This is a genomic window from Marivita sp., from assembly GCF_048006345.1.
Classification (GTDB): Bacteria; Pseudomonadota; Alphaproteobacteria; order Rhodobacterales; family Rhodobacteraceae; genus Marivita.
The window spans coordinates 3,590,680-3,615,000 of the sequence record NZ_CP180351.1; the positions used below are offsets into that span (position 1 = coordinate 3,590,680).

The 24,321-nt window shown below is 59.2% G+C and carries 21 protein-coding genes; 10 read left to right on the plus strand and 11 right to left on the minus strand.

The annotated features are described in order from the left end of the window. Window positions 1–4 precede the first annotated feature (4 nt). The 4 genes from ACMVPR_RS17530 to ACMVPR_RS17545 are packed head-to-tail and all read left to right on the plus strand — an operon-like array spanning window position 5 to window position 2,273. Window positions 5–700 (plus strand): ComF family protein, encoded by a 696-nt coding sequence (locus tag ACMVPR_RS17530; protein ID WP_416883915.1) that lies wholly within the window; start codon window positions 5–7, stop codon window positions 698–700. A gap of 30 nt (window positions 701–730) precedes the next feature. Then, window positions 731–988 (plus strand): glutaredoxin 3, encoded by a 258-nt coding sequence (gene grxC, locus ACMVPR_RS17535; RefSeq protein WP_416883916.1) that lies wholly within the window; start codon window positions 731–733, stop codon window positions 986–988. A gap of 5 nt (window positions 989–993) precedes the next feature. Further along, the gene (locus ACMVPR_RS17540) at window positions 994–1,824 is read left to right on the plus strand and encodes a carbon-nitrogen hydrolase family protein (protein WP_416883917.1); all 831 of its coding nucleotides are present in this window, start codon (window positions 994–996) and stop codon (window positions 1,822–1,824) included. After that, the gene (locus tag ACMVPR_RS17545; RefSeq protein ID WP_292268700.1) at window positions 1,824–2,273 is read left to right on the plus strand and encodes a MarR family winged helix-turn-helix transcriptional regulator; all 450 of its coding nucleotides are present in this window, start codon (window positions 1,824–1,826) and stop codon (window positions 2,271–2,273) included. Before ACMVPR_RS17540 ends, ACMVPR_RS17545 begins: the two co-directional genes overlap by 1 nt. 12 nt (window positions 2,274–2,285) lie before the next feature. Here the strand turns inward: ACMVPR_RS17545 and ubiG are convergent, their stop codons facing one another. Next, the gene (gene ubiG, locus ACMVPR_RS17550; protein ID WP_416883918.1) at window positions 2,286–3,029 is read right to left on the minus strand and encodes a bifunctional 2-polyprenyl-6-hydroxyphenol methylase/3-demethylubiquinol 3-O-methyltransferase UbiG; all 744 of its coding nucleotides are present in this window, start codon (window positions 3,027–3,029) and stop codon (window positions 2,286–2,288) included. Between the two features lie 50 nt (window positions 3,030–3,079). On the opposite strand from ubiG, the gene pip reads away from it, so the two are divergent. The 5 genes from pip (at window position 3,080) to ACMVPR_RS17575 (ending at window position 9,578) form a co-directional block, all read left to right on the plus strand. Next, window positions 3,080–4,051 (plus strand): prolyl aminopeptidase, encoded by a 972-nt coding sequence (gene pip / locus ACMVPR_RS17555; protein WP_416883919.1) that lies wholly within the window; start codon window positions 3,080–3,082, stop codon window positions 4,049–4,051. Between the two features lie 82 nt (window positions 4,052–4,133). After that, window positions 4,134–5,129, plus strand: a complete 996-nt coding sequence (locus ACMVPR_RS17560) for an ABC transporter permease (RefSeq protein ID WP_300584233.1) — start codon at window positions 4,134–4,136, stop codon at window positions 5,127–5,129. Further along, window positions 5,126–6,328, plus strand: coding sequence for an ABC transporter permease (locus ACMVPR_RS17565; RefSeq protein ID WP_416883920.1), 1,203 nt, complete (start codon window positions 5,126–5,128; stop codon window positions 6,326–6,328). Before ACMVPR_RS17560 ends, ACMVPR_RS17565 begins: the two co-directional genes overlap by 4 nt. After that, window positions 6,325–7,971 carry an ABC transporter ATP-binding protein gene (locus ACMVPR_RS17570; protein WP_300584229.1) on the plus strand — a complete coding sequence of 549 codons (1,647 nt, stop codon included), beginning with the start codon at window positions 6,325–6,327 and terminating at the stop codon, window positions 7,969–7,971. Before ACMVPR_RS17565 ends, ACMVPR_RS17570 begins: the two co-directional genes overlap by 4 nt. A gap of 62 nt (window positions 7,972–8,033) precedes the next feature. After that, window positions 8,034–9,578 carry an ABC transporter substrate-binding protein gene (locus ACMVPR_RS17575; RefSeq protein ID WP_292265947.1) on the plus strand — a complete coding sequence of 515 codons (1,545 nt, stop codon included), beginning with the start codon at window positions 8,034–8,036 and terminating at the stop codon, window positions 9,576–9,578. A 67-nt stretch (window positions 9,579–9,645) separates the two neighbouring features. Here the strand turns inward: ACMVPR_RS17575 and hslU are convergent, their stop codons facing one another. The 10 genes from hslU to regB all read right to left on the minus strand — a co-directional run bounded on the left by hslU (window position 9,646) and on the right by regB (window position 23,517). Next, the gene (gene hslU, locus ACMVPR_RS17580) at window positions 9,646–10,956 is read right to left on the minus strand and encodes an ATP-dependent protease ATPase subunit HslU (RefSeq protein WP_416883921.1); all 1,311 of its coding nucleotides are present in this window, start codon (window positions 10,954–10,956) and stop codon (window positions 9,646–9,648) included. Between the two features lie 38 nt (window positions 10,957–10,994). Continuing rightward, window positions 10,995–11,552 carry an ATP-dependent protease subunit HslV gene (gene hslV / locus ACMVPR_RS17585; RefSeq protein ID WP_300584225.1) on the minus strand — a complete coding sequence of 186 codons (558 nt, stop codon included), beginning with the start codon at window positions 11,550–11,552 and terminating at the stop codon, window positions 10,995–10,997. A 114-nt stretch (window positions 11,553–11,666) separates the two neighbouring features. Beyond that, entirely contained in the window at window positions 11,667–11,987 is a 321-nt protein-coding gene (trxA, locus tag ACMVPR_RS17590) for a thioredoxin (RefSeq protein WP_292265939.1), read from the minus strand. A 48-nt stretch (window positions 11,988–12,035) separates the two neighbouring features. Then, window positions 12,036–15,428, minus strand: coding sequence for a double-strand break repair helicase AddA (addA, locus tag ACMVPR_RS17595; protein WP_416883922.1), 3,393 nt, complete (start codon window positions 15,426–15,428; stop codon window positions 12,036–12,038). Beyond that, complete coding sequence (gene addB / locus ACMVPR_RS17600) at window positions 15,425–18,370, minus strand: double-strand break repair protein AddB (protein WP_416883923.1); 2,946 nt, start codon at window positions 18,368–18,370, stop codon at window positions 15,425–15,427. Before addB ends, addA begins: the two co-directional genes overlap by 4 nt. Continuing rightward, the gene (locus tag ACMVPR_RS17605) at window positions 18,363–19,043 is read right to left on the minus strand and encodes a nucleotidyltransferase family protein (protein WP_416883924.1); all 681 of its coding nucleotides are present in this window, start codon (window positions 19,041–19,043) and stop codon (window positions 18,363–18,365) included. The genes addB and ACMVPR_RS17605 overlap by 8 nt, the downstream gene beginning before the upstream one ends. After that, complete coding sequence (locus tag ACMVPR_RS17610; protein ID WP_416883925.1) at window positions 19,043–20,008, minus strand: aminoglycoside phosphotransferase family protein; 966 nt, start codon at window positions 20,006–20,008, stop codon at window positions 19,043–19,045. The genes ACMVPR_RS17605 and ACMVPR_RS17610 overlap by 1 nt, the downstream gene beginning before the upstream one ends. Beyond that, window positions 20,005–20,478 carry a tRNA (adenosine(37)-N6)-threonylcarbamoyltransferase complex ATPase subunit type 1 TsaE gene (tsaE, locus tag ACMVPR_RS17615; protein WP_416883926.1) on the minus strand — a complete coding sequence of 158 codons (474 nt, stop codon included), beginning with the start codon at window positions 20,476–20,478 and terminating at the stop codon, window positions 20,005–20,007. The genes ACMVPR_RS17610 and tsaE overlap by 4 nt, the downstream gene beginning before the upstream one ends. Window positions 20,479–20,529: 51 nt before the next feature. After that, window positions 20,530–22,044: a PAS-domain containing protein gene (locus ACMVPR_RS17620; protein ID WP_416883927.1), complete on the minus strand. Its 1,515-nt coding sequence runs from the start codon at window positions 22,042–22,044 to the stop codon at window positions 20,530–20,532. Window positions 22,045–22,119: 75 nt separating this feature from the next. Continuing rightward, entirely contained in the window at window positions 22,120–23,517 is a 1,398-nt protein-coding gene (gene regB / locus ACMVPR_RS17625; RefSeq protein WP_416883928.1) for a sensor histidine kinase RegB, read from the minus strand. A 117-nt stretch (window positions 23,518–23,634) separates the two neighbouring features. Between regB and ACMVPR_RS17630 the strand changes: the two genes are divergently transcribed. After that, window positions 23,635–24,258, plus strand: coding sequence for an SCO family protein (locus ACMVPR_RS17630; protein WP_300584208.1), 624 nt, complete (start codon window positions 23,635–23,637; stop codon window positions 24,256–24,258). The last annotated feature ends 63 nt before the right edge of the window (window positions 24,259–24,321 follow it).

The window sequence follows — 24,321 nt, forward strand, 5'->3', positions numbered from 1 at the left end:
GCGCATGATTTACCCGCCGCAATGCCTCGGATGTGGTGGCCTTGTCGCTCAGGACAACGGAATTTGCGCCGCCTGTTTTGCCGAGACACCGTTCATCACCGGGCTCGTCTGCGATCTGTGTGGCATCGCACTCCCCGGCCAATCGGATATTGCTGTGCATTGCGACGATTGTCTGTCTCTAGGCCGCCCTTGGACGCGAGGACGCGCTCCTTTGCGATACGAAGGCGTGGCGCGCAGGCTTGTGCTTGGACTCAAACACGGGGACCGGCATGAAATTGTCGACATGGCGGCAGATTGGATGGTTGCGGCGTGCCCGCCTGACATGCCGAAAGACACGCTTGTCATGCCTGTTCCTCTGCATCTTTTTCGGCTGCTTTCGCGACGCTACAACCAGTCTGCGCTGTTGGCTCAAGCGGTTGCAGAACGGCTGGAGCTTGAATTCGACCCAAATGTCTTGCTCCGGACCCGGCGTACGGCATCGCTTGATGGCAAGTCGCGCGATGCGCGTTTTGCGGAAGTTTCCGATGCAATCTCGGTCAACACGAAATACGCGCAAAGCCTGCAGGGACGCCCGATCCTGCTTATTGATGATGTGATGACGTCCGGTGCAACGCTGGCTGCCTGTGCTACCGCCTGTCAAAGCGCACAGTGCAGAGAGATTTATGTCACGGTTCTGGCGCGCGTTGCAAAGGCGGCTTAAATCCCTGACAGTCAGTCAAGGGGATACGCCATGCCACAGATCGAAATCTACACCTCGCCGCTCTGCGGATTCTGCCACGCCGCAAAACGTTTGCTGACCCAGAAGGGCGCGACGTTCACCGAAATCGATGTGCTGGCCAACCCGGACCGCAAGCCCGAGATGATCCAGCGCGCCAATGGCGGGCGGACTGTGCCGCAGATCTTCATCGGCGACACCCATGTCGGCGGGTGTGATGACCTTTACGCCTTGGACCGGGCGGGCAAGCTTGATCCGCTTCTGGCGGCCTGATCGTCATGCGCGCAGCTTTGCTTCAACTGACCTCGTCGGATGACCCTTTGGCCAATCTGCGGGTCACTTCGGGTTTAGTACGAGAGGCAGCCGCCGAGGGCGCAAGTTTCATTCTTACCCCCGAAGTCACCAACTGCATCAGCAACAGCCGCAGTCATCAGCGCAGTGTGCTTGTCGGTCAGGATGACGACCCGACGCTGGCCGGACTGCGGGACGAAGCGGCACGTTTGGGTGTCTGGATTCTCATCGGTTCTTTGGCGCTCAGGGCAGAACCGCCTGAAGAGCGGTTCGCGAACCGGTCCTTTCTGATCGCTCCCGATGGATCGATTGCTGCGCAGTACGACAAGCTGCACATGTTCGATGTGCAGGTGACCGAAACCGAGACATTCCGGGAATCCGCCGGGTTCGCGCCCGGCAACCGCGCCGTTCTGGCAGAAACACCCTTTGGAAATGTCGGCCTGACCGTCTGCTATGACGTGCGCTTTCCCTATCTGCACCGTGCCTTGGCGCAAGCAGGAGCTGACATCCTGACGGTGCCCGCTGCGTTTTCGCCGGCAACCGGACCGATGCATTGGGAACCACTCCTCCGCGCCCGTGCCATTGAAACCGGCTGTTTTGTTCTGGCCCCGGCGCAGGTTGGGCAGCATGTGGTCAGCATAGGCAAACCGCGCACAACACATGGGCATTCCCTTGTCGTTTCGCCGTGGGGTGAGGTTTTGTTGGATGCGGGTCAGCAACCGGGGGTGCATCTTGTTGACCTCGATATGTCGCACGTGGCACAAGCTCGGCATAAAGTTCCGTCTTTACAGCATGATAGAGAATTCTCTGGCCCTTGATGACTGACAGCAGTCCCCTTGCCATTTCGCTTTTCAGCGAATTGCTGACCGCAGATCAATTGCTGCGGAACCGCCTGACGCGCGTGTTGCCGAACAAGATGGAGATCTCGCATTTCTCGGTTCTGAACCAGTTGGCGCGGGGCGGGTCCGAAAAGACACCAGCACAACTGGCTAAGGCGTTTCACGTCACCCGTGGCGCAATGACGAACACCCTGAGCAAGCTTGAGGTGTCAGGATATGTGCATATTCGGCCCGATTGGGACGATGCGCGTCGCAAGCAGGTGTCGATCAGCCCCGCCGGTCTGGCAGCGCGGGATGCCGCGATTGCGGCGATCACGCCGTTGATCAACGAGATGGTTCAGGAGTTGGGCGAGACCAAGGTTCGCGCGGCGATCCCTGTTCTCAGGGAGTTGCGGGTGAAGCTGGAAGAGCCTGACAGCCGGGGGTGATCCCTGCCCGGATTAGGCTGGTTTCACCGCCGCGGTCACATAGTTCACGCTCAGGTCGCGGTCAGAAAGGCTCCATTTCCATGACACGGGATTGAACTGAAACCCTTTGCGATCCACCGGATCAAGGCCCGCCTGCCGGAGCAGCCCGTACAATTCGTCCGGTGTGATGAACTTGGCCCAATCATGGGTGCCCTTTGGCAGCCACCGCATGATAAATTCCGCCCCGACAATGGCGGCTGCAAAGCTTTTTGCGTTGCGATTGATCGTTGAGCACAGGTGCAATCCACCCGGTTTCAACAGGCGCTGACAGGCTGACAGAAAGCCAAGTGGATCGGCCACGTGTTCGATCACTTCCATGCTCAGAACGACATCAAATTGTTCACCCGCATCAGCCATCGCCTCGGCGGTGGTGTGGCGATAGTCGATCTCTAACCCGGATTGACTTGCATGCGCCTGCGCCACCGGAATGTTGCTACCGCCGGCATCGACTCCGACAACGGTCGCACCAAGACGCGCCATCGGTTCGCACAGAAGCCCTCCACCGCAGCCAATGTCGAGAAGGCGAAGGCCAGTGAAAGGGGATTTCTGCGACAAATCCCGATCAAATTCGGCTGCGATCTGTGCCGTCAGGTAATCAAGCCGCACAGGATTCATCATGTGGAGTGGCTTGAACTTGCCTTCTGGATCCCACCATTCGGCGGCCATCGCCTCGAACTTGGCAATTTCAGATGGATCGACGGTTGTTGTGGCGGTCACAAGACTTTTCCCCATGGTCTTTTGGTATTTGCTGCCAATATAGATTGGGTATGGATAAATTCCCGAGCCAAAAGCGCGCAGTGCAGTACCTTTATCCCCCCATCGACCCCTATGACCAGCGCATGCTGTCTGTGGGCGATGGGCACAGTGTCTATGTCGAACAATGTGGGGCGGAAAACGGGATTCCGGTGATCGTGCTGCATGGCGGCCCCGGCGGTGGATGCAGCCCGTCGATGCGGCGCTATTTCGATCCCAAGGTGTTTCGGGTTGTCCTGTTCGATCAGCGTGGCTGCGGCCGGTCGCGGCCACATGCCAGCGTGAACAATAACACGACGTGGGATCTGGTCGCCGATATCGAATTGATCCGCAAAACGCTTGGGATCGAGCAGTTCATCGTGTTTGGCGGCAGTTGGGGAGCCACGCTTGCGTTGATCTATGGCATCAGCCACCCGGATCGCGTCCGTCAGCTCGTGCTCCGTGGCGTTTTCACCATGACCAAGGCCGAGCTGGACTGGTTTTATGGCGGGGGTGCGGGGCAGTTCTGGCCGGAAACCTGGGCCCGATTCGTCGATATGATCCCCGAAGACGAACGAGATGATCTGATCGCGGCTTACCACCGTCGCCTCTTCTGTGGTGACCTCCGGACAGAGACCCGGTTTGCGCGGGCGTGGTCTGCCTGGGAGAACGCCCTGGCGTCGGTCTATTCCAGCGGTTCGGGGGGTGAGTCGCCCGGTGACTATGCACGGGCCTTTGCGCGACTCGAAAACCATTACTTCATCAACAACGGTTTCCTCGAGGAAGACGGCTGGATTCTGAACAACATGGACCGCCTGTCAGGCATTCCCGGAGCCATCGTTCAAGGCCGTTACGACATGATCTGTCCGCCGGTTCGTGCCTGGGAGTTGGCGCGCGTTTGGCCCGAGTGCGACCTCCGGATGGTGCGCAATGCAGGTCATGCCCTGTCCGAACCCGGTATCAGTGCCGAGTTGGTTCGCATTATGGACGGAATCTCAACATCTTAGCGTTTGATCGTTATTTGATGTTTACACGTGGCCCCCGGTTGTTAACGTATGCAAACGACGGGAACCAAGGTTAAGCCACAAGTTGCACTCTGTTCTACGCATCATTCTTCAGCGGCTTGCGCTCGGGTTGCTTACGCTCTTCGTCGTATCCATCGTCATTTTCACAGCCGTCAACATGCTTCCGGGTGACTTTGCGCAGGCCATTCTGGGGCAGGGCGCCACGCCTGATGCGGTCGAGGCGATCCGGCGTGACCTCGGTCTCGATCAGCCGCCGATCACGCGCTATTTCGATTGGCTTGGAAAAGCCGTGCAGGGCGATCTGGGGAATTCCTTTGCGCAGGCGAACTTCGCGAGCTTTGTCGGGGCCGACAGTGGGGTGCGCACCACGGTTGCGCAACAGATCGCGCCGCGCTTTGCCAACACAATGTTCCTTGCCGCGGTCACGGCTTGCATCGCTGTTCCGGTGTCACTGGTTCTTGGCATTCTGGCCGCGTTGTTTCGCAATTCCGTGTTTGACCGTGCGACCAACATCACAACTTTGACCTCGATTTCATCTCCCGAGTTCTTTTTGGCCTATGTGCTGATCCTGTTCCTCGCGGTGCTGAACCCGGTCCTTCCATCACTGTCCAACATCTTCGAGGGCATGTCATTTGGCGAGCGGTTGGAAAAAACGCTGCTGCCTGCGCTGACGCTCACTCTCGTCGTGACGGCGCACATGATGCGGATGACGCGCGCCGCGATCATCAACCTTCTCGCGTCGCCCTACATCGAAATGGCGCGGCTCAAGGGCATGTCGCCCATGCGGGTGATCGTGAAACATGCGTTGCCGAACGCGCTTGCCCCGATCATCAACGTGGTGGCGTTGAACCTGGCGTACCTGATCACAGGTGTGGTCGTTGTCGAGGTGGTGTTTGTCTATCCCGGTATCGGGCAGCTGTTCGTGGACAGCGTAAAGATCCGTGACATCCCGGTGGTGCAGGCCTGCTGCCTGATCTTTGCTGCCGCCTACATCTTGCTGAACCTGACAGCGGACATCATGTCGATTCTGTCCAACCCGCGTCTGAGGCATCCGAAATGAGCACGCTGCTGACATTGGCCCTGATCTTATTGGGCGTCGCGGCGGGCGGCTGGTTGCTGCGCTTTGCTGGGCAAAAGGCCACTGGGAATGCACCTACTTTCCGGGACATGCCTTTTGCGGTCGCTTTCGGCTATGTGCTTGGTGCGTGCCTTTTGGTGTTTTCCGTCTGGTATTTCTTTCAGCCGACCCAGAACGAGGCAGGAATTCCGAATGCCGGTGTTGTGTTCTTCAGATGGGCGGTTCAGTTCTTTATTGTCTCCGCGATTGCAGCCTACCTCTTCCGCGCTCTGGGTCGGACCGTGGGCACACGTGGCAGCAAGAAGCTGTTCCGGCAGATGCCGCTGACCGCCAGCTTTGGTGTGCTGGTGGTGATCCTCTATGCCTTCACCGCGATTTTTGCTGCGTGGTTGGCCCCGCATGGGCAAGAGGCTGTGTTTGCCAAGGTGAACGTCCTGCCAGGAGGGAATGCGGCCACGGGCGGTGATCCGCTGTTTCCGCTGGGCACGGACCAGATCGGGCGTGATCTGCTGAGCCGTTTGATCTACGGCGCGCAGAACACGGTTGGCATTGCATTTGTCACGACGTGCCTTGCGTTTTTCATCGGCGGAACACTTGGGTTTTTGGCGGCAACGCTGCAAGGCTGGCTTGATCAGGTTCTCAGCCGTGCCGTGGACGTTCTGATGGCGATCCCGTCGCTGATCTTTGCGCTACTTCTTATGACGATCGCCAGTGCTTGGGCCGGGTCAGAGCGGTGGCTGCTGACGGTCTACATGATCCTCATCATCGCGTTGATCGACAGCACACGTGTTTTCCGATTGGCGCGTGCGGTGGGTCTGAACATCGTTGTGATGGACTATATCGAAGCGGCAAAGTTGCGCGGCGAAGGTTTGGGTTATCTGATCTTCAAGGAAATCCTGCCGAATGCGACCGCGCCATTGCTCGCCGAATTCGGCCTGCGGTTCTGCTTTGTGTTCCTGACGATTGCTTCTCTGTCCTTCCTTGGTGTGGGCATTCAGCCGCCGCTGGCGGACTGGGGCACGATGGTGCGCGACTCGGCGCAGTTCATCAACTTTGCGGCGTTCTCGCCGCTGACCGCTGCGCTGCCGCTGTTGGCGGCCGGGGCCATCGCGTTGCTGACGGTGGGCGTCAACTTCGTAGTGGACTGGATGCTGCACAGAAGCTCGGGGTTGAAGGAATGAGCGCTCTTGTTGAAATCCGGGATATCTGGATCGAAGGACGGAGCGACGAGGTTTGGTCGCCGATCATCAATGGCGCTAGTCTGTCTTTGAACAAGGGTGAGGTTCTGGGCCTGATCGGTGAATCAGGTGCCGGGAAATCGACCCTAGGTCTGGCCGCGATGGGGTTCACGCGCGACGGCGTGCGGATCTCCAAAGGGTCGGTCATGTTCGACGGTATCGACCTGATTTCCGCGTCTGCGGCCAAAAAGCGGGAACTGCTGGGAAAGCGCATCGCCTATGTTGCGCAATCCGCTGCCGCCAGTTTCAACCCAGCGCACAAATTGATCGACCAGCACACCGAAGGCCCGGTGCAGCATGGGGTCATGTCCCGCGCCGAAAGCGTGAAGGACGGGATCGAGCTTTATCGCCGCTTGCGCCTGCCAAACCCGGATCAGATCGGGTTCCGCTATCCGCACCAGGTGTCCGGTGGTCAGCTTCAGCGGGCGATGACGGCGATGGCGATGTCCTGCCGTCCTGACCTGATTATCTTTGACGAACCGACGACCGCCTTGGACGTGACGACGCAGATCGAAGTGCTGGCGTCGATCCGCGATATCGTCGAGCAGTTCGACACAGCGGCGATCTATATCACGCATGACCTTGCCGTGGTCGCGCAGATGGCGGATCGGATCAAGGTTCTGCTCAAGGGGGACGAGGTCGAAGAGTCCGACACCCGCACGATGTTGGCCCAGCCGAAGGAAGACTACACGAAAAGCCTTTGGGCTGTCCGCGCGTTCGAGCGTCCGCAAAAACCAGCGGTTCACACCAGTGCCACGCCTGTGGTGTCTGTTCAGAACGTGTCCGCCGCCTATGGCAAGGTTCCGGTGCTGCACAATGTCAGCTTCGACATTCACGAAGGTCGCACTGTTGCGGTCGTGGGTGAATCGGGGTCGGGAAAATCGACCACCGCGCGCTGCATCACGGGCCTTCTGCCGCCGACGAAAGGTGTGATCGAATTCGACGGCAAAGCGCTTCCCGCGAATTACAAAAGCCGCAACAAGGATCAGTTGCGGCAGGCGCAGATGATCTACCAGATGGCGGATACGGCGCTGAACCCCCGCACCACGATTGGCGACATCATCGGCCGGCCTGTTCAGTTCTACATGGGACTTACTGGTAAGCAAAAACGTCGCCGTGTCGAAGAGTTGCTCGACGAGATCGAACTGCCCGCAGCTCAGTATATCGACCGTTTGCCATCCGAGCTGTCTGGCGGTCAGAAACAGCGCATAGGGATCGCCCGCGCGCTTGCCGCAGAGCCGAAGTTCATCATCTGCGACGAGGTGACAAGTGCCTTGGACCAGCTTGTGGCCGAGGGTATCCTCAAACTGCTGGCGCGGCTGCAGGATGATCTCAAGCTTAGTTACATGTTCATCACCCATGATCTTGCGACGGTCAAAGCCATCGCCGACGAAGTGGTGGTGATGAAAGACGGAGAGGTGGTCGAGCAGGGGCCGAAACAGGAAATGTTCGTGCCGCCGCATCACCCGTATACTGACCTATTGCTCAGTTCGGTGCCAGAAATGGACCCGGATTGGCTTACTAATCTACTCAACGAACGTGGAGTTGATAACATTGGCGACGCAGCCGTTGATAAGATGTCATGAGAATCGGTCCATGAAGGACCATCAGGCGGCCTGAGACCGCTCATAATCACAGGGAGACGATGATGACTCGCATTTCAAGACGTGGACTACTTCGAACCGGTGCTGCCGCCGGTGTTCTGGCGGCCAGCGGCCTGCCGCTGTTTGCCCAGGCAAAACGTGGCGGTCGCCTGCGGGCAGGTCTGAATGGTGCAAACACCTCGGACAGCTGGGATGGCCGGACGCATTCCGACCTTTACATGATCGCCTCCGCTCAGGGCGCTGTGTTCGACAGCCTCACCGAAGTGGCGGCAGATGGTTCGCTGATCGGCGAACTGGCCACCGATTGGGAAGCAACCCCGGACGCCAAGACCTGGACATTCAACCTTCGTCAGGGTGTGACCTTCCACAATGGCAAGCCGTTTGGCGCGGACGACGTGATCGAGTCGCTGCAACTGCACGTGGCGGAAGGTGCGAAATCCGCGGCGCAGCCCATCGTTGCGGCGATCAGCGAGATGAAGAAAACCGGCGAACACCAGGTTCAGTTCACGCTGGAGGCGGGCAACGCAGACTTCCCGTACCTGATGTCCGACTATCACCTGCTGATGTACCCGGCCGGTCAGATCGAAGAAGCGATTGCCAAGGGCATCGGTACAGGTCTTTACGCCGTGACCTCGTTCGAGCCGGGCGTGCGTATGACGGCCAAGCGGGTCGACAGCCACTACAAGGGCGACAGCGCCGGTTTCTTTGATGAGATCGAGTACATCGCCATCAACGACTCCACGGCGCGGATGAACGCGCTCATGACGGGTCAGGTGGATGTGATCAACCGGATCGACTTCAAGACCGAGGCGCTGCTCAAGGCCAACCCGATGATCCGCATTCAGGAAGTGACGGGTAACCAGCACTACACCTTCCCGATGCTGACCAAGGTCGATCCGTTCACCGACGTGAACGTCCGTCGCGCTCTCAAGTACGGCATCAACCGTCAGGAACTGGTGGACAAGATCCTGCTGGGCCACGGTATGGCTGGCAATGACACACCGATCGGCCCTGCCAACCAGTACTTCCATTCCGAAATGGAGCCTCTGGCCTATGATTTGGACAAAGCCAAGTTCTACCTCAAGGAAGCAGGCCTGACCGAGCTCAACATCGACCTCAACGTGTCCGATGCGGCGTTCAACGGCGCTGTCGATGCGGCGCAGCTTTATCAGGCTTCGGCCAAGGGTGCTGGCATCAACATCAACGTGGTGCAGGAACCGGCGGATGGCTACTGGTCGAACGTCTGGCTGAAAAAGCCGTTCTGTGCGTCGTACTTCTCGGGCCGTGCCACGGAAGACTGGATGTTCGCAACAGCCTACGAAGCCGGTGTGCCGTGGAACGACAGCCAGTGGGATCAGCCGCGCTTCCAGGAGCTTTTGCTTTCGGCGCGCGCGGAACTGGACAGCAACAAGCGTCGCGAAATGTATTTCGAGATGCAGCAGATCCTGCGCGACGATGGCGGTGTCATCATCCCGATGTTTGCCAACTATGTGCAGGCCGTGTCCAACAAGGTCGCGACGGCGGACACTGTCGGCAACCTCTGGCAGATGGACAATGCCCGCATGGCAGAGCGGTGGTGGATGGTCTAAGCCTCCTGCCGGAAACACAGAAGCCCCGCCGTTTCGGCGGGGCTTTTTCGTTGGTCACAGTCGTCGACTACAGAACGTAGCGGCTCAGGTCAGCAGACCGGGTGAGTTCGCCCAAATGCTTTTCAACAAAGGCTGCATCGACCGTGACCTGATCGCCGGACCGGTCCGGTGCCTCAAAGCTGAGATCCTCAAACACGCGCTCCATGACGGTGTAAAGCCGTCGTGCCCCGATGTTTTCGACTGACTGGTTCACATCCGCTGCGATCTTGGCCAAAGCGGCGATCCCGTCTTCGGTGAAGGTCACTGTCACTTCCTCGGTGGCCATAAGCGCCGTGTATTGCAGGGTCAGCGCGTTGTCCGTTTCCGTCAGGATACGCACGAAGTCCTCTTCAGTCAGCGCGCGCAGGTTGACGCGGATTGGCAGACGCCCCTGCAGTTCGGGCAGCAGGTCCGATGGTTTTGCGATATGGAATGCGCCGGAGGCGATGAAAAGGATATGGTCGGTTTTGACCGGACCGTATTTCGTGCTGACCGTTGTGCCTTCGATCAGAGGCAGCAGGTCGCGCTGTACGCCTTCGCGGCTGACATCGCCGCCACGGGTTTCCTGCCGCGCAGCCACCTTGTCAATCTCGTCAAGGAACACGATGCCGTTCTGTTCAACCGCCTCAAGCGCCAAGGCCTTGACCTGTTCGTCGTCCAGCAGTTTGTCGGCTTCTTCCGCGATCAACGTTTCATAGCTCTCGGCGACTGTCATCCGTTTGCGGGTGGTCCGCCCGGCAAAGGCTTTGCCGAACAAATCGCCGAGGTTCATCATGCCACCGCCACCCATGTTGGGTTGACCGGGGATATCCATCATCGGGAACGGGCTTGAGGTGTCCTGAAGCTCAAGTTCGATCACCGTGTCATCCAGAAGTCCATCCTTGAGCTTTTTGCGGAACATCTCGCGCGTGCCTTCCCGCGCGCCTTCTCCTGCGATCGCTTCGATCACGCGCTGCTCCGCGGCTTCGTGCGCCTTGGCCTTGACGTCTTCGCGCATGTGGTCGCGGGTCATGGCGATGGCCGCATCGACCAGATCACGGATGATCTGCTCCACGTCGCGCCCGACATAGCCCACCTCGGTGAACTTCGTCGCTTCAACTTTGATGAACGGCGCTTTGGCCAGCTTGGCCAGACGGCGGCTGATCTCGGTCTTGCCGACGCCGGTTGGTCCGATCATCAGGATGTTCTTCGGATACACCTCTTCACGCAGATCATCGCTCAATTGCTTGCGCCTCCAGCGGTTGCGCAACGCAACAGCCACAGCGCGCTTGGCATCCTTCTGGCCAATGATGAAGCGGTCCAGTTCGGACACGATTTCGCGGGGGGTGAGATCGGTCATGTTTTTGTTCCTTTCGGCGACAGGAGACAGATTTGAATTCAGGCCTGAATCGTCTCAACCGTCAGGTTGCCGTTGGTGTAGACGCAAATATCGGCCGCAATCGCCATCGCCGCGCGGGCGATTTCTTCTGCGTCCTTGTCGGTGTCCATGAGCGCACGACCTGCCGCCAAGGCGTAGTTCCCGCCAGACCCAATTGCGGTCACGTCATGTTCGGGCTCAAGCACGTCGCCTGCGCCAGTGATGACATACAGGTCCTTGCCGTCCGACACGATCAGCATCGCCTCAAGTTTTTGCAGGTACTTGTCCGTGCGCCAGTCCTTGGCGAGTTCGACACTGGCGCGTTGCAATTGGCCCGGCGTCGCCTCCAATTTGGTCTCAAGGCGTTCCAGCAGGGTAAACGCATCGGCAGTCGATCCGGCAAAACCGGCAACAACGTCATATCCACCCGGTGAAATGCGGCGCACCTTGCGGGCGGTTCCCTTGATCACGGTCTGACCAAGACTGACCTGTCCATCACCTGCGATCACCACCTTGCCGCCTTTGCGGACGCCGATGATCGTGGTGCCGTGCCAGCCGGGAAAGTCGTTATCAGCCATGTTTCGTCCTTTTCGCTTTGTCCCGATATGGGCTGAACAGCCATGTCACACAAGCCCCGCAACGCAAAACGCCCGGCGCAGAGGGCCGGGCGTTTGCACGAATACGTCGAAAGATCAGATACTTTCGTCGATCCAGCCTTTGAGCGCGGCTTTCGGAGCGGCGCCGGTTTTGTTCGACACAACCTGACCGTCTTTGAAGATGAACAGCGACGGAATACCCCGCACACCCATTGCGGCAGCGGAGTTCGGGTTGCTGTCGACATCAACCTTTGCGATCTTCACGCTGTCGCCATATTCGGCGGCCAGCTCTTCAAGCGCTGGGCCGATCTGCTTGCAGGGGCCACACCATTCGGCCCAGAAGTCTACGACAACGGGAACACTGGAGTTCTTGACTTCGGCATCGAAGGTTTCATCGGTCACGGCGACGGTGGGCATTTGGGCTCTCCTTGAGGCTCGGGCGCATGGGTCAGTCGGAACGAGAGACTAGGTAGCCTCAGATGGGTCGTCAAGGTGGCGCGCTCTCACGAGTGCTTGTGTCACACGGTTTTCCGACAACGGCATATAGGTGGCGGTCCGTGTCCAGAGGATACCGGTCTCGATCTCATTGTCCGGATAAATCTGGCGCAGCATAGCGTGATAGGCGCCCATCTGGCGCAACAAACCCTCGGGGGTCTGATCCTCGGTTTCGGGTACGGTGCGGTTCGTTTTGAAATCCACGGCTATGATCTTGTTGTCCGTCACCACAAGGCGGTCGATGACTCCATGAAGCGGCGAGTCTGGAAATACATCGACCGTCGCGGTTACGGCGACTTCGGCCAAGGCGGTCTTTGTAAAGAAAGGTGACAGTTCCGGGGCGTCGAGAACCGCCAGCGCCTCTGCGATCAATTCATCAGCCAACGGGTGGTAGCCAACAAGACGGAGCGCTGCGGTTTGACGTTCTTCGGTCTCCACCACAGGCAAGATTTCGAGTAGGAGATGGACCAGAGTTCCCCGCTCTTTCGCGATGTCCGTCAGGTCGCCATCCGCTCCCGGCAGCGCTTTGGCACCTCCCAGATTGGACGGGCTGAGAACACCTGTAGGCTTTACGGGATCCGGTGCGCGGGTTTCGAAAAGTTCGGGAAGGGTAATGTCTTCGTCCACTTCCAGCGCGGGATTGTCAGACACCGGCTGTGGCCAATCCATATGCTCAAGACGGAGACCGTCGCTTGGGCTGTCATCGGCAAAGCCAAAACGATGCGGGTATGCGCCCACAGCCTCCAACGTTGCCTTTACGCGGTCATGCCAGCTTTCAGCGTTCCTGTCCGCGGTCCCGGCGGCAGCCACGACAAGCCAGCGTTCCGCCCGTGTCAGGGCCACGTAAAGCAGCCTGTCCTTCTCTTCTTCCTCGGCCTGTCGCGCCTCTTCCAACGCGGCACGTTGGAACGCCGCCCGTGTTTTGTCAGAGCCGCGCCAATGGGCGGATCCGGATGCGCGGACAAATGCTTCCTTTCCGGACTGGGAGGCCTTTTTGTGCGTGTCTGGCAAGATCACAATCGGCGCTTCCAGCCCCTTGGCCCCGTGGATCGTCATGATCCGAATGCGCGCGCCCGCGCTGTCGACGGTGCGCTTGATCTCGATGTCGTCGGTTTCCATCCAATGCAGGAAGCCAGTGAGGCTTGGAATATCGGTCTGCTCATAAGCCAATGCCTGATTGAGTAGTGCATCAATCCCGTCTTCCGCTTCTTCCCCCAAGCGCCCGATGAGTTTCTGCCTCCCCTTGTGCCGGATCAGAACGCGCTCCAGCAGATCATAGGGCCGCAGGAAATCCACCTGCCCGCGCAGATCGTCCAAGATTTCCATGACCAATGGAAAATCGTCTCTACGTCGGCGCAACTCTTCCCAAAGATGGGGCGACGTGCGCCGGTGGGCGAGATCGAAAATCGCCTGTTCGTCGAGGCCAAACAGCGGGGACCGCAGAGCAGAGGCCAAAGACAAGCTGTCTTCGGGTGTGGCGAGGAAGGAGAGAAGCGCGCGCAGGTCCTTGACCGCGAGTTCGGCCATCACCTTGAGCTTGTCCGCGCCGGCGATTGGCAGGCTGAGCGCCTTGCAGGCTTTTAGGATTTCGTGGAACAGCGCACCTCGGCTGCGCACAAGAATCAGGAAATCCCCGGCATGAACAGCCCGCGCCTCTACCTCACCGTTCTTTGCCCCGACGGGAATCGCGGTCCTGTTTTCGAGCGTCTGGTGTATGAACCGCGCGACCCGCTTGGCGAGGATCACGTTGTGATGCGTGGGGCTGACCCGATCAACGGGTGTGTCCCATGGCAGGTCGTCCTCGGTGTTTTCGGCGGGTTCGATCAGGGGCCACAGATCGACGCGGCCGGGAACTTGGTCGTGGAACGATATGTGGGTCTGATCTGGCAGAAAACCGGCCTTGTTCCGTCCTTGGAACAGTTGATCCACCAAACGCAGAATCGGCACAGACGACCGGAACGAATAGCTGAGTTGCCCATCCTTAAGCGGCGCATCGGTTGCCCGCATCTGTTCGCGAAACGCGCTGCGCATCGTGTCGAATTCGCGGGGATCGGCGCCTTGGAAGGAATAGATCGACTGTTTCTTGTCACCAACGACAAAGATCGTACGCCGGACATCGTCGCGGGCGCCCTCGCCTGAGGTGAATTCCTGCGCCAGTTTGTTGATCACATCCCATTGCGCCGGGCTGGTGTCCTGCGCTTCATCCACAAGGATATGGTCAATCCCTCCATCAAGGCGATAGAGCACCCACTGCGCCTGCTGCCGATCGGTCAGCAAGGTGCGTGTGCGCGTGATCAGGTCGTCGAAATCAAGCCACCCGCGTGCCTGTTTGGTCTCTTCGTAACGGCGCAGAAAGGCCTCGGCAAAGCGGTGCAGCGTGGCATCCCGATCCACCGCTTCCAGCGCCAGACGCGTCTCGCGCGCGGCTTCGACCCGTTGGTAGAGGTCTTCGAGGCGATTGACGCTGGCGGCCAATGCGCCTTTGCGCAATTTGGCGGAAGGCGGCAACGATTTGCGCAGCTCGCCTTTCTGGGTGAACACGACGGCTTCCATCGCCAACAGCGCATCAACGCCGCCTGCCTGAACAGTGCCGATGGCATCCGCCAGTCCGTTGTCCATGCCGACGCCCGTGCGAAGGTCAGGCACTAAATCGGCCAAAAACGCGGTTTCGTCGCGGGGAAACACCTGAGCGAGACACATGGACAGCGAGTCGCTTTCGGACAGACCGTAGCGGTGCATCAGGTCAGCGCGGGTCAATGCAGGGGTAAACCCGTCGCGCTGGCCCACGATGGATTCCGCCAACAGCTGCAACGGCTCGTTTGACGCGATGCGGGCAATGTCGGCGATTAGGTGCGCGTCTCGACCGCTGGACATCTCGTCGAGGATGGTTTCTCGCAGCAATTGCGCCGCACGGTCGTCGATTTCCTGAAACTGCGGGCTGACGCCAGCCTCCAAAGGAAAGCGCCGCAAGATGGATGCGCAGAACGCGTGGATCGTCTGAATGCGCAGGCCGCCCGGCGTTTCGATGGCGCGGGCAAAGAGCGTCCGCGCGCGGGACAGGAAATCGGGTGTCAGGCGTTCGCGGTCTTCGCCCAGTTCCTCAAGCTGTGCACGCAAGGATGCGTTGTCCAACATCGCCCATTCGCCCAACCGCTTGAACAGACGGTTCTGCATCTCGCTTGCCGCAGCATTGGTGAATGTCAGGCACAGGATATGTTCGGGGCGCGTGTCCCCCAGCAGCAGCCGCGCAACGCGGTCGGTGAGAACGCGCGTCTTGCCGGACCCCGCATTGGCGCTGAGCCATGTTGAGGCCGTGGGGTCGGCGGCACGGACCTGTGCCTCGGTCGCCTCGTTGCGGATCATGTCAGGCGCACCTTGGTTGCAGGGTCGGACACCGTCCATTCCCCGTAGCGCGACAGCTGGTCATAATCCGATCCGAATGCATCCTTGTGCATGCGGTTTCGCGCGGTGTAGCCAGTATCCGGGTGGCGGTAGGCGTCGATCAGCGACCTTAGCATCTCCATGACGCGCTCTGGCGGACAGTCCCCAAGCGGTGCAGGCACTTCCGTGCCGTCGCCGGCCAGCGAGATATAGCGGGCCTCTGCCACAAAGCGGGGGCTGAACGTGTCAAACCCGCCTTCGAGGATCAGGGCCGCCGTCACGAGCAACTGCACATCAAACTGCAGTTGTTGATCCTTGGTTGGTGCTGTTCCCGTCTTGTAGTCGTAGACGAACGCCTCGGCGCGGTCGTTCATGTCAATCCGATCGGCTTTGGCGGTGATGCGAAACGGGGGATCGGCAATGTCCATCGCGCCTTTCTTCTCGAACAGGACGGGCGTTGCCAAAGCTTGACGGGCGATTTCGTTTTCAACGAACCAGCGCGCGATCTTCTCGATCCGAACGCGCCACTGAATGCGGTCCGTCGGCCAGGGCACCTCGGCAACGAGGATGCTCTGAGCGATCGACAATAGCGCACCTTCGGTGATTGATTGGTCATTTTGGGCCGTATCAGAGACGAATTTCTCGAACACCTTGTGAATGACGGTGCCCCGGTGCATCGGGTTTGGTGCATGTTGGATCGGATGAAGCTGCTGCAGCCGCAGGATCTTGGACCCGTAGATCGCATAAGGATCGCGGATCAGTTTCTCGATATTGGTGACAGACAATTCGTTGGGCCGCGCGATCACCGGCGGCACGGGTGAGGGGCGCGGTGCAGCGGGTGCGAAGATGGGTTGCTCCAGCGCGCGTCCCAGCCGCAGCCAGTGACGCCCCCGGCTCTGCATCGCGTCCAGAGCATCGGGCCCACCGGTTTCAGGCAAACCGCGTAGCAGGTTTGTCAGGCGGTTGATCCAGCGCGACGGGACGGTTTCGGCGTCTTCGGACCGGACTGCTCGGCTCAGCCAGACCTCCTTTGCACCGACGGCCTGTTGAAAGTCATGTGCCGACAGGCCAATGCGACGTTCCGGAAGCAGAAGGCCCACCTGCTGCCGCATGCGCCGGTTCAGCCACGGATCAGCGGGCGGGGCATCTGGCCATGACTGTTCGTTCAGCCCGCCTAGGATCACCAGATCAGCGCCCATTACACGGGCCTCAATGGTTCCCCAGATCAGGATTTGCGAATGCGGTGCATCGCGGTCGCGGACCTCTTCCGCGCGCAACAGGCTGTCCACCAGGTCCGCATAGTCGCGCGCAGAGAGTTTCCCTCCGAACCCGGCGTTTTCGATCAACGCGTCAAAGGCTTTGCGGCAGGTCTCACCCGCCTTCCTGTTCCAAAGCTCAGATGCATCATCGCTGCTTGAGCCCGCGCAGATCGCCTCGGCCTGCGCGAGATGATGCGCGACGTGCGCATCCAGATCGTTTGCCGCTGAAACGGCGGGTTGCAGCAGGCAGCGATCCATCCAGGCAAGCCAGTCCTGTGCTGTGTCCGCACCTTTCCACGACATCAGTTGCGACAAGTCCGGGTAAGGGATGCCGGTCTTGCGGATGAACAGTTCCACTTCCGAGGTCCAGAGGCGATGCTGCCCGCGATCGGCACCCGCATGGCACAGCGGATGTTTCAGGATCGTCAGAAGCGCATCGGCGGTCGGTCCGTTGACCCGAAGCTGGGCAATGTGACGGAGCAACCGACCCGGAGCGGTCAATTGTGCAGGGGTGCCCGCGCTGTCATCGGGCAGGATGCCCCAACGGTCCAGAAGAGCGGTCACCCGGCGCGTCAGCATCCGGTCCGGTGTGATCAAGGCAGCAGTTACGCCATCTTCGGCCGCTTGCCGCAACCGCATGGCAATTGCCCGCGCTTCATCGCGGGGAGATGGCGCTTCGAGCAAGGTTAGAGACTGTGTCGCGTCGGACAAGGACGGCAGGTTCGGCCCATCCAGAAGCCACTGATCCGTGACCGGGGCGGGGCGCAGCGCAAGTGACACCAACGCGTTGCGCTCCCGGTTTGGAGGGGGTGTATGTGTCCATGGGACAACATCGCGATGCTCCAACTCCAGCCGTTCCAGCAATCGGGCAAAGCGGAACTGCGGATGGTCTTCGCCTTGCATGGCTTCGGAGTTGCGAACGTTTCTGCGCTGCACATCCCAGGTTGAAGCGGGCATGTCCCAATCGAACCCCGGAAGGACAACTGCGCCCTGCGGTAGGGACGCGGCGGCTGTCATCAGTTGAAAGGCCGAGCCGCGCGATCCGGTCGATCCCGCAATGATGATGGGGTGCTCTGGCGGTGCGATCTGCCAGCGCCGCAAGCGGAGGTCCAATGCCATGCGATTGACGGTAGCGGCATCTGGGGTGTCACTGTCTGGATCGAAGTAGCGCGTGACAATATTCAGAAAGCGCTGGGCACGCTCCCAATGGCCGGATTGGTCGGTCACATCGAGGTTTGTGATATCCTCGGGCGTCACGCCTTCGGCCTGCATTTCATCGAGAAGCGCGCCGAGGCTTTGCGCGAGATCGTAAACTGCGGAACGCGGTGCCAAGCTTGGATCGGCATCAATCAGCTTGCGCACCAGTTCCGCGAGTTCCAGTTGGCGGCGCAGTGCGGGCGTCGGGCGGGGAAGGCTCGCGCGATCCACGGGATCGGCCAGATCGGTGATAAGCCTCATCCTTGGCAGGAAGCCGGCGCCCAGACTGTCGAACACGGATTCCACCCGCCGCTGCATGCGTCGTGTGTTCAGGAACAGCTCGACCCGCGCCATGGCGTCTGGCGGGTGATCCGCAAGGCGCGACTTCAGGCCAAGCGCAAGCTCACGGGCAAAATCGGCCCCAGGAGGCAACGCGAACAGGCGCGCTCGGTCCGTCGGATCAAACATCCGCAGACCTCAACATGTCTTCGGCAAGGGTGATCCCGTCGGGATGCCCCACATCGCACCAGAGACCGGGATAGGTCACCGCATGCAACCGGTCTTTTGCCTCCAGTTCCTCCCAGATTGTTCTGAGCGAAAACACGTTTTCAGGTGATTTAGAGACTTGTCCAGCCCGAATGATCTGAACCCCGGAATAAACAGTGTACCTGCCCCAATGGGCCAGACCGTCAGACGTGATGTCGAAGTCACCCTTGCCGGAACGTCCAACGGTTTGGGACATGGGGACACACAAGAGTAGCGCGTCCATGTCACCCCTCCAAGCTGCCTTGAGCACTTCCAACGGATTGGGCCCGTCCCAGACGGCATCTGTGTTCATCGTGAAAACCACATCGGCCTTCAGCAAGGGCAGCGCAGCTTTCAGCCCGCCGCCGGTATCAAGGATCTCAGGAGATTCGACAGAGACCCGAACGTCGGTTCCGGCAAAATGATCGACGATCTGATCCGCCTTGTAATGGGCGTTCGCAACGACACATGCCGGGGAGATGGCTTTAACGAAGTCCATAGCGTGGTCGATCAGCGGCTTGCCCGCGACGCGGATCAAAGGTTTGGGTTTGTCCTCGGTCAGGGTCCCCATCCGCGTGCCAAACCCGGCGGCGAAAAGCATTACGGCGTCTGGCATCACTGCGCCCTCGAAGCAAAGCGTTCCGGCGTGGGTTCGGGGAACAGATCAAGGATCAGCGGTTCCAGGTCATGGGCGACCGGGGTAGCGAGGCTTGTCCTAATGTGGCCCCAGACCCTAGGGATCAGTGACAGGTAACCCGGTTTTTGCCGTTCGGTGGCGAGGCGGGCAAAAATGCCGAGTATGCGTAGGTTCCGTTGTAAACCCAGAAGGTGAAACATCGGCATCACCGTGCTTTCGGATCGGCCAGATCGGTCGAGGTAATGGCGCAGCGTGGCTGTTTGGCAGGCTATAGAGACTTCCCTGCGAGCGTCCTGCAGCATCGATACCAGATCGTAGATTGGGGGTCCGGCTAAGGCATCCTGAAAATCAAGCAGGCCCACGCGACGCAGGTTATCCCGCTCCGGCAGCCAGATCATGTTCTCTGCGTGGTAGTCGCGCAAAACCAGCACAGTTTCATCGGGCACATGCAGGCTAAGTAAGTCCGTCAAGCGTGCGGTGATGGTCTGCGCTGCGGCGTCATTCTTGATGCCAAGACGTGGCAGGTAGTGGGTGAATGCCGGTTCGATCATCTGACCCAGCACGTCAGGCGTTGCGCGCGACAGACCTGCCGGCACAGGGCAGGTTTCCAGATGGCACAGAACATCTGTTGCTGCGGCGTACAGGTCGACTTCCAGTTCAGGACGTTCCTGCGCGACCTTGGCGAATTGCGCGTTGCCGAAATCCTCGATCAACATCAGGCCGGGCGCCTTGGCAAAGATGGTTGGAGCGGACAGGCCGAGACTGTTCAATTCGGCAGACAGCTTTGCAAACCGCTCTGTGTCGTCTTGTGGGTCGATCATGAGGATTGCGCGTTTTGAGCCTTGATAGAGCCTGATATACAGGCGCGAAGACGCATCACCGGCCAGTGGTTCCCGGGTCGCTCCGGCCCAGCCCTGCGCGGTCAGAAACGCATCGATGCTCATGCCAATGCCTCCGCAACGCGATCCGACCATGCCGGATGGGTCCAGGACAAGGTGATGTCGCGACGGTCGGATGTGTCGGGGTTTTCAAGACGCACCGTCAAAGCCTCTGGCGGTACCAAATCGTCAAGCCGATCCGGCCATTCAATCAGGCAGATGGCGTTTTGAAAAGCATCCAGAAGACCCAGTTCGACGATCTGGTCCGGATCACCCAAGCGGTACAGATCGGCGTGCCACAACTCACAGTCGGGCAGGTCATAGGCCTGTACGATGGTGAAGGTGGGTGACGGCACGTCTTCGGGTTCGGCAAGTCGCGACAGGATCAGAGCGCGGGCGAAATGGCTTTTCCCGGCGCCGATATTGCCTTCCAAAAGCAGCGTATCACCGGCACGCAAACTAGCTCCGAGACGAATGGCAAGTCGCGCGGTTTCATCAGGAGAGGTCGAGGTGAACGCCGCGCTGTGTTGGGTCATGCGGGCATGTTTACCCGGCTTGGTGCGGGCTGCAAGATTGGAAACCGATGCTCAGGCGGAAACGATCTTCAACCCGTCAGGTTCTGGGTGGGCATCACGGTTCTTGGAGTTGTGACAGAAGCGGATCAGCGTTGCGCCATGGCAGATCGGGTCGATCCGGCAGATCACCTCGCGCCCGTCTTTGCTGCGCAATTCACTGTCCCAACTGACGCGCTCCTGAGAGTTGGTCACGAAGTCGCGCAATTCCGGCCAGACCGGGCTTGGATGAAAGGCGGATTTCCACGACTGCGTTGCCTCGACGATTGTTGTTTCAAGGATGCACGCCTCGGGTTCGACGCTCCACAAGTCTGCGTAAGTGGTGTTGCAGACGGTCAGCGTGCCTTGCGAGTCAAAGACGGCGACTGCGTCGTCAAACGTGTCAATGACCGACTGCAAGGTGTCCAGTTCTGTACGAAACCCCCGCGTCAAAGACACTTCTGCGGTGATGTCGTTGAACAGGAACGCAATTGCGCCGTCGGGGTATGGTTGGCCGGTGACATCGAAGGTCTGACCGTTGGCCAGCGACCATGTTTCGCGAAACCGGTCGTCACAGGCGGCCGCCACCAGAAGGGCCATGCGTTCGCGCCAGTCGTCATAGCTTTTGGGTTCCGGCATGACCCGACAGTCCCGCAGTTTATCAAAGAATTCGAACAGGGCGGGACGACTGCTCAGGAAATCTATCGGTACCCGACTGAGGTCAACAAGCGCCGGGTTGAACAGAACAAGTCGACGGTCCCGATCAAAGATCGCGAGGCCCGTCGTGAGATTGGCAAATGTCTTGGACAGTGTCTGGACGAAGTTTTGTTGCGCCGCCTCGGCGCGAACAACGGCATCGACGCCCGTGGCGAAATAGACCTGACCGCCCGTTGTTTTCTGCGTCGTCACCTCAAGCCAACGGTTCTCGCCCGATCCAAGACCTGGTGCCTTGAGGTCAAGCCGTTTCGGGCGTTGGGGATCGTGTTTGGCAACCTCTGCCGTAACGAGGTCACGGAATGCAGAGCCTCCACCATGCGCATGTGCATAGCGGTTGAACGCTTCATTGCCCCACAAAAGGTCCGATTCATCGGTCACCGCCCAGATCGGATCCGGCGCGAGCATCATTGCTGATTGCAGATGCCCGCCCAGAGATTTGCACTGTCGGGTGGTGAACCAGTCATCCCCAGCCTGGCCGCTTGGGTAAACAGTGACATGTGTCCGGTCACCTTGCGTCGCGATGGTGATTTCCATTTCCGACAGATCGGAGCTGTGTTCGCCGGGGCGCAGAGCTTTAGGGAGATCCGGTATCATCGGAAGCAAAGCCAGCCTCAAATCGCTCCATACCGGTGCGGTTGGGGGGATCGGAAACAGCGACCAAATCCGGTCATCCGCGTCGATCAGAGTTTCGCCCTGAAAAAGCATAGAAAGGTAGGGTCTGTTTTCGGCACGTGTGTCTGCCTTCCTGCCGCGCAAACTGAAGGCAATCAGGCCAATCGTGATTGCAGCGCAGATCAGACCGATCCCCAACGCAGTCCAAGCAAATGAATCCATTGTCCAACCCCGGTTCCGCCAAACCGGTATTCAATGATGATTTGATTAACAGCGTATTAACCGCAGCGTGCCGAGTTAGATCTTGAAGGACGGGTTTTCCCCGATGCCTTTGCCTTTGGGCAGGCTGGGTGGCACGATGGCATTTCGCGGCCAGACGACTTCGACAACCGCTCCCCTGCGCCGCGATGCGCTGTTCACACGATCTGCGCCATTGGCAAAGCTCAATTCCGCGCCGGATCGTTGCAACAGGGTTTTGGCAATGAACAGACCCAATCCCATACCTTCGTATTCGGGTCGCGCCGTGCGGTCGCGTTCCGTGCGACGATTGCGGACAAACGGATCGCCGATCCGGCCCAGCATATTGGTCGGGTATCCCGGTCCGTCGTCCATGATCCGCACGGATACGACCTTGTCCGTCCAATGCGCCTCGACCCAGACGGTGGACCTAGCGAAATCGACCGCATTCTGGATGAGGTTGCGCAATCCATGAATGATTTCGGGTCGCCTTAAGGCCAGCGGAGGATCGAAATCTTCTTCGTTCGCGTCTTCCGATCCGAAAGCTTCGATCAGCACGTCTTTTCCCCGGTTCAGATGCGGTTCTGCCGCCTCACGGATCACTTCCACCAACGGAGCAGAGCGGATTTGCAGGTCTTCCTTACCTGCCCGCCCCATCGATTGAAGAATGTCGCGGCAGCGGTCGGCCTGTTCGCGGATCAGGCGCGCGTCGTCCTGCAGGTCGGGCTGGTCGGCCAATTCCTCGATCAGTTCGGCGCTGGTCAGTTTGATCGTGGCCAAGGGCGTGCCAAGCTCGTGTGCCGCCGCCGCGACGACGCCACCCAGATTGTTGAGCATCTGGGTCCGGCTGAGCGCCATTTGGGTCGCCACAACAGCATCGCCCATAGAGTTCATTTCCTCGGTGATCTGTCTCGCATAGAGCGACAGGAAGATCACGGCGATGGTGATTGCCGTCCACTGGCCGAACACGAACACATCCGCGATGCGCATGATGAACCCTTGTTCAGTGCGCAACGGCAGGTGAAAGAACACCATCAGCGTCACCAGCGTCAGCGCAGTAGCGCCGATGATGATGGTTGAGCGAAGCGTCATGATCGTCGCCGACACAATCACCGGGCCAAGGATCAGGATCGTGAACGGGTTATGTAGGCCGCCAGTCAAATAGATCAGAAAACAGAGTTGCAGCAGGTCGAACAGGACCATGAGAAAGTTCTCGGCCTCGTTCAGTCGCTTGTTTTCAGGGAATACAAAGATGGCGATCAGGTTGCCGACAACTGAAACGCCAACCGCAAGGTAACACAATCCGAGCTCGAGCTGCAGGTTGTAGAACTTCTGCGCCAGAGTGATTGCCGCCAGCTGGCCCACGATGGCACACCAGCGCAGCCAGATCATTGTCCGCAGGCGGATAAAGCTGCCGCGCTGACGTTCTTGGAAGATCCCGAACTCGGTTTGCGTCATCTGCGCCCTTTCGCCACTTGTGCCGGAGTTCAAAATCCTTACCTCGGCTTTAGCAAAGCATAGGCAAGGCAATTCTGATGAGAAGGGCTTTGTTGGTGCAAAAGCGAAGGAGATCACATGGTACGTTTGGCAGCGATTTCGGCAGGTGTGGCAGTTGTCGCGCTTTTGGGTGGGATCTGGTACGCGAGCCAACCCGTTGATGGCGGCGACAAGTATGCTTCTTGCCGAAACACGCAGGTTGCGGGTGGGGCGGACACGATTGGCGGACCGTTCACGTTGGTCAATTCCGCCGGAGAGACGGTAACGGACAAAGATGTGATCACAAAGCCGTCGCTGATCTATTTCGGCTACACGTTCTGCCCGGATGTTTGCCCTCTCGATACGGCCCGAAACGCCGAAGCGATCGATCTTCTGGCCGAGCAGGGACATGACGTGACCCCGATCTTCATCTCGATAGATCCGAAGCGTGATACGCCCGAAGTCGTTGGTGATTTCGCAGCGAACCTGCACGAAAACATGATCGGACTGACGGGTTCGGAAGAGCAAGTGAAAGCCGCCAGCCAAGCCTATCGCACCTACTTCAGGGCGCAGCCAGGTGATGACGATTACTACCTCGTGGACCATTCGACATTCAGTTACCTCGTCATGCCTGAAGACGGATTTGTCGAGTTCTTCCGCCGTGAATTGACCCCCGAGCAGGTTGCAGAGCGCACCTCTTGCTTCCTTGACGCGGCCAGTTAGAGCGTCATTTGTGCGTTGATGTTGGAAAATTCGCCGTTAATACTGGCGGATAACGCAAACGCT

Excerpts from the sequence above, each read along its gene's own strand:
- ACMVPR_RS17570 (WP_300584229.1), top strand. The coding sequence starts at position 6,325 with ATGAGCGCTCTTGTTGAAATCCGGGATATCTGGATCGAAGGACGGAGC.
- hslU (WP_416883921.1), bottom strand. The coding sequence starts at position 10,956 with ATGACCGATCTCACCCCCCGCGAAATCGTGTCCGAACTGGACCGCTTC.
- ACMVPR_RS17540 (WP_416883917.1), top strand. The coding sequence starts at position 994 with ATGCGCGCAGCTTTGCTTCAACTGACCTCGTCGGATGACCCTTTGGCC.
- ACMVPR_RS17545 (WP_292268700.1), top strand. The coding sequence starts at position 1,824 with ATGACTGACAGCAGTCCCCTTGCCATTTCGCTTTTCAGCGAATTGCTG.
- ACMVPR_RS17575 (WP_292265947.1), top strand. The coding sequence starts at position 8,034 with ATGACTCGCATTTCAAGACGTGGACTACTTCGAACCGGTGCTGCCGCC.
- addA (WP_416883922.1), bottom strand. The coding sequence starts at position 15,428 with ATGATCCGCAACGAGGCGACCGAGGCACAGGTCCGTGCCGCCGACCCC.
- regB (WP_416883928.1), bottom strand. The coding sequence starts at position 23,517 with ATGACGCAAACCGAGTTCGGGATCTTCCAAGAACGTCAGCGCGGCAGC.
- trxA (WP_292265939.1), bottom strand. The coding sequence starts at position 11,987 with ATGCCCACCGTCGCCGTGACCGATGAAACCTTCGATGCCGAAGTCAAG.
- hslV (WP_300584225.1), bottom strand. The coding sequence starts at position 11,552 with ATGGCTGATAACGACTTTCCCGGCTGGCACGGCACCACGATCATCGGC.
- ACMVPR_RS17610 (WP_416883925.1), bottom strand. The coding sequence starts at position 20,008 with ATGAGCATCGATGCGTTTCTGACCGCGCAGGGCTGGGCCGGAGCGACC.
- ACMVPR_RS17620 (WP_416883927.1), bottom strand. The coding sequence starts at position 22,044 with ATGGATTCATTTGCTTGGACTGCGTTGGGGATCGGTCTGATCTGCGCT.
- tsaE (WP_416883926.1), bottom strand. The coding sequence starts at position 20,478 with ATGACCCAACACAGCGCGGCGTTCACCTCGACCTCTCCTGATGAAACC.
- grxC (WP_416883916.1), top strand. The coding sequence starts at position 731 with ATGCCACAGATCGAAATCTACACCTCGCCGCTCTGCGGATTCTGCCAC.
- ACMVPR_RS17530 (WP_416883915.1), top strand. The coding sequence starts at position 5 with ATGATTTACCCGCCGCAATGCCTCGGATGTGGTGGCCTTGTCGCTCAG.
- addB (WP_416883923.1), bottom strand. The coding sequence starts at position 18,370 with ATGTTTGATCCGACGGACCGAGCGCGCCTGTTCGCGTTGCCTCCTGGG.
- pip (WP_416883919.1), top strand. The coding sequence starts at position 3,080 with ATGGATAAATTCCCGAGCCAAAAGCGCGCAGTGCAGTACCTTTATCCC.
- ACMVPR_RS17630 (WP_300584208.1), top strand. The coding sequence starts at position 23,635 with ATGGTACGTTTGGCAGCGATTTCGGCAGGTGTGGCAGTTGTCGCGCTT.
- ACMVPR_RS17565 (WP_416883920.1), top strand. The coding sequence starts at position 5,126 with ATGAGCACGCTGCTGACATTGGCCCTGATCTTATTGGGCGTCGCGGCG.
- ACMVPR_RS17605 (WP_416883924.1), bottom strand. The coding sequence starts at position 19,043 with ATGCCAGACGCCGTAATGCTTTTCGCCGCCGGGTTTGGCACGCGGATG.